Raw genomic sequence first — 3,941 nt, forward strand, 5'->3', positions numbered from 1 at the left:
AGCTTCGGCGGCGGCTACGTCGCCGGTGACCAGCATGGCGTCTCCGGCGGCCAGGTCACCGGCGACGTCGTCATGGGCGGCAAGACGGAGCGGGGTGAGCGGCCGTGAGCGGGCAGGAACCACCGGCCGCCGGTCCGGGCGGCGGCGGCCCGGCAGGCCCCTCCGGGCCGGGCGAGACCGCTCCCGACGAGACCCCCAGGGACGGCGCCGCCGAGGAGTCGGAGGAGCGGGACCAGCCGCAGGACGCCTGGGCGGCCCGGCGTGACCTGGTCGACCACAGTCCGCGCACCATGAGGGTCGGCTCGCGGTCCGGATTCGGCGGCGGTTACACGGAGGGCGACCAGCACGGCGTCTCCGGCGGCCGGGTCACCGGCGACGTGGTCATGGGCAGCAAGACGGTCCACCACTGGTCGATCCCCGGCCTGTCCACCGCCGCCTCCGCCTCCGGCGAGATCCCGCGCGCCACCCTGGAACGGCTCGCCGCCTCCTTCGTCACCGCCGACGGCACCTTCGACGACCTCGTGGACCGGCTGCGCCGCGACCGCGTCCTGGTGCTGTCCGGCGCCCGCTTCACCGGCCGGCGCACGGCCGCCCTGATGCTGCTGCACCGGGTCGGCGCCACGCCCGTACTCGCGCTGGACCGCGACACCACGCCCGGCTCCCTCGCCGACCGGTTCACCGCACGCGGCGACGACGGCGGCGACGGCACGGACACCGGCGCGGGTACCCGTACGGGCACCGGCACGGACACCGTCGCGGGTACCCGTACGGGCACCGGCACGGACACCGGCGCGGGTACCCGTACGGGCACCGGCACGGACACCGGCCGCGCCCGCGGATACGTCCTGTGCGACCTCTCGACCCGCCGCGGCAACGCCCTGCGCGAGACCCATCTGCTCGGAGCCGCGGACCGGCTCACCGAGCAGGACGCCTACGCGGTGATCACCGTCGGCCCCACCGCCGTCCTGGAGGACGACGTGTCCGCCGCCGACTGGCGGCCACCCGCGTCCGAGGACGTACTGGCCGCACACCTGCGCGCCCGCACCACCGGGGAGACCGCCGAGCACCTGCTGGGCCTCCCGGACGTCAAGGAGTTCCTGGACCACGGCCACCAGCTGCGCGAGGTCGCCGCGTTCGCCCAGCTCCTCGGCCGGTACGCGGCGGGCGAGGTCACCGAGCAGGCGGTCGCCGAGTTCTCCCTCGTGTCGCTGGAGAACCAGGTCCAGGAGTGGTTCGAGGAGGACGAGACCGTCGTCCACCTGCGCGACAAGGCGTTCCTCATCGCGCTCGCCGCCTTCGACGACGGCCCGTACGCGCTCACCGCCGAACTCAGCGACCTGCTCTACGGCTTCCTCCAGCAGACGGAGAACCGGTCCCGGGTCCCCGAGATCCCGGTCTTCGGCACCCACATCGGCAAACGCCTCCAGCTCGCCCGCGCCGGCCGCCACGAGGCCGAGGAGCACACCGAGTGGGGCCCGGTGACCCAGACGAAGGCCGCCTTCCACGACGAGCGCGCCTCCCTGGTGCTGTTGCGGGAGGTGTGGACCGGCCACCCCTCGGCCCGGCCGGCGCTGGTCGCATGGCTGCGCCGCCTCGCCGACGACGGCCGGCCCCTGGTCCGCACGCGTGCCGCCTCCACCGTCGCCGTCCTCGCCCGCACCGACCTGCCCTCCGCGATGGCGCTGGTGATAGAGCCGTGGGCGACCTCCGACCGCTTCCGGCACCGGCTCGTCGCGGTCAACTCGCTCACCCTCGCCCATCACATCGGCACGCCCAACATCCCGCGCATCCTCGACGACTGGTCCACCGCCGAGGACCGGCGGCTGCGCTGGGTCGCCGTCCGGGCGTACGCGCTGATCGGCCCCGAACGGCCCGCCCAGGCACTCGCCGCGCTGCGCGACGCCACCCGCGCGCTGTACCGGCGCTTCGGTGATCCGGCCGACCCGGACCACTTCGACGTCGAGATGGCACGGGAACTCGCCGAGGCCGTGGAGCTGCTGCTGCTGTCACCGGCCGGCGACGAGGTCCTCGCCGGTCTCCTCGCCCGCCTCGACGACGAGCGGGCCGTGCGCGACCTGTCGCTGGGCGGCTTCGTCAACGCCTGCCGCCGTACCGAGGGAGACGACCGGCGCAGCGGCACGCCGCTGGTCCTGAGCCGGTACGCCCGCGCCCCTGACGACGACGGACGGACCGCGGCCCAGGGCATCTCCCGCCTGTGGCGGGAGGCCCTCGGCGATCCGCAGTACACCGGGCACGCACTGGCGGTCCTGCGCGACTGGGTGCTGATCGCGAGCCGCTCCACGGCCACCGAGTGGGCCCTCGCCGCGCTCCTGCCGACGCTCGTCACCACGCCGACCGAGCACCAGCGGCTGAGCCATCTGCTGCGCACCATGCCCGGCGAGGACGGCAATCCTCCGCCCGAGGTCGCCGGCCGCCTGCTGAGCACGCTTTCCGCCCCGCTGACGAAAGACGTCCCATGCCCTCCTTCCACCGCCCGCCCGAGTGGCAGCAGCCCGCCGACCGGCACACCCGGCTGATCGACCCGGTGCTCACCGTGCGGCAGCTGTCCCGTTTCGAGATGTCCCTCAAGCATGTGGTCCGCATCGACCACGCGCTGGTCTTCTCCACCCCCAAGGGCGGGTACGAGGCCTATCCGCCGCCGACCCGGCCGAACCGCGCCGAGATCGCGGCCCGCCGGTACACCGCGGTGTACGAGGTGGACATGGGCGTCCATCCCTTCACCGACACCCTCGCCCTGCCCAGCGACAACGACGCCTTCCTGTTCACGGCGGAGGTCGACGTCTCCTGGCAGGTGCTGGACCCGGCGCGGTTCGTGTCGAGCGGTATCAGGGACGTGCCCGCGCTGCTCATCGGCGAGCTGCAGCAGGCGGCCCGGCCGGTCACCCGCGGCTTCGCCATCGCCGACAGCGGGGCCGCCGAGACGGAACTGCTGCGGGCGGCTCAGCTCGTCGGACCGCTCGGCGCGACCGCGGGACTCCAGGTCACCTGGACGCTGCGGATGCGCCGCGACCAGGCGAACATCGACCACCAGCAGCGGCTCCAGGCCATCGACCACTCCGCGGCCGAGCAGATGCGCACGGCCCAGCAGGGCATGCGGGTCGACGTCGAGATGGACCACCGCCACCGGCAGCAGGACGAGCTGCAGCTCGAACGGGCCATGGAGTACGGGCGCCGGCAGCAGGAGCTGGCCCTGCAGCAGCAGCGCTGGCAGCACGAGCAGATGATGCTCGAGGGGCGGCAGGCGCTGGAGTTGCAGCAGATCGAGGCCGAGAAGATCAAGTTCTACCAGTGGCACCTCTCGCAGGGCGGTGTGCACTCCTGGGCACTCCATCTCGCCCAGCACCCGGAGGACTCCCGGCTCGTGATGACCAGCATGCGCGAGGACCAGCTCCGCATGATCCAGGCGCAGATGGAGCTGGTGAAGGAGCTGCTGGGGAGCGAGGGCGCCGAGAAGTTCGAGCTGGAGGGACCCAAGCAGCTGGCGCTGCGCACCGTCAGCGACATCCTCAACCAGCGCCTTCCCGGAGTCCCCCAGAACCCACCGCTGCTCCCCCCGGCGGACGGAACCCCGGACACCACCCCTCCCGCCCCGGGCGCGGAGGTACCGCCCACGCCGGGGACACCGCACCAACCGCCCACCGTGCCCCACTTCCCGGCCGACCCGGCAACGCCGTACACACCCCCAGACCCCGGCGCACCGCAGACACCACCCGCCACGCCCTACGCCCCGCCCATGCCGTACACGCCTCCCCCCGCTCCGGCCGGACCGCCCGTGAGCCACACACCGCCGCCGCCCCACACGCCCACCGTCCCGTCCACGCCCTACGCCCCGCCGCCCGCGTGGCAGCCGCCTCCCGGCTACGGCACCACGCCCACCGCACCTGTCCAGGCCCCGGCTGCGACGCCTGCGACGCCTCCCG

At 74.0% G+C, this 3,941-nt stretch carries 2 protein-coding genes; both read left to right on the forward strand.

The annotated features are described in order from the left end of the window. The first annotated feature begins 104 nt into the window (after positions 1–104). A complete protein-coding gene (locus B9S61_RS28505) occupies positions 105–2,537 on the forward strand; it encodes a hypothetical protein (RefSeq protein WP_258039901.1) in 2,433 nt (810 codons plus the stop codon). After that, positions 2,477–3,941 (forward strand): hypothetical protein (locus B9S61_RS28510; RefSeq protein WP_103544809.1); only part of this gene is annotated, 1,465 nt, incomplete at its 3' end. The genes B9S61_RS28505 and B9S61_RS28510, both read left to right, overlap by 61 nt.

Origin of the sequence: Streptomyces sp. SM1, assembly GCF_002910825.1 — a bacterium.
Lineage (GTDB): Bacteria > Actinomycetota > Actinomycetes > Streptomycetales > Streptomycetaceae > Streptomyces > Streptomyces okerensis.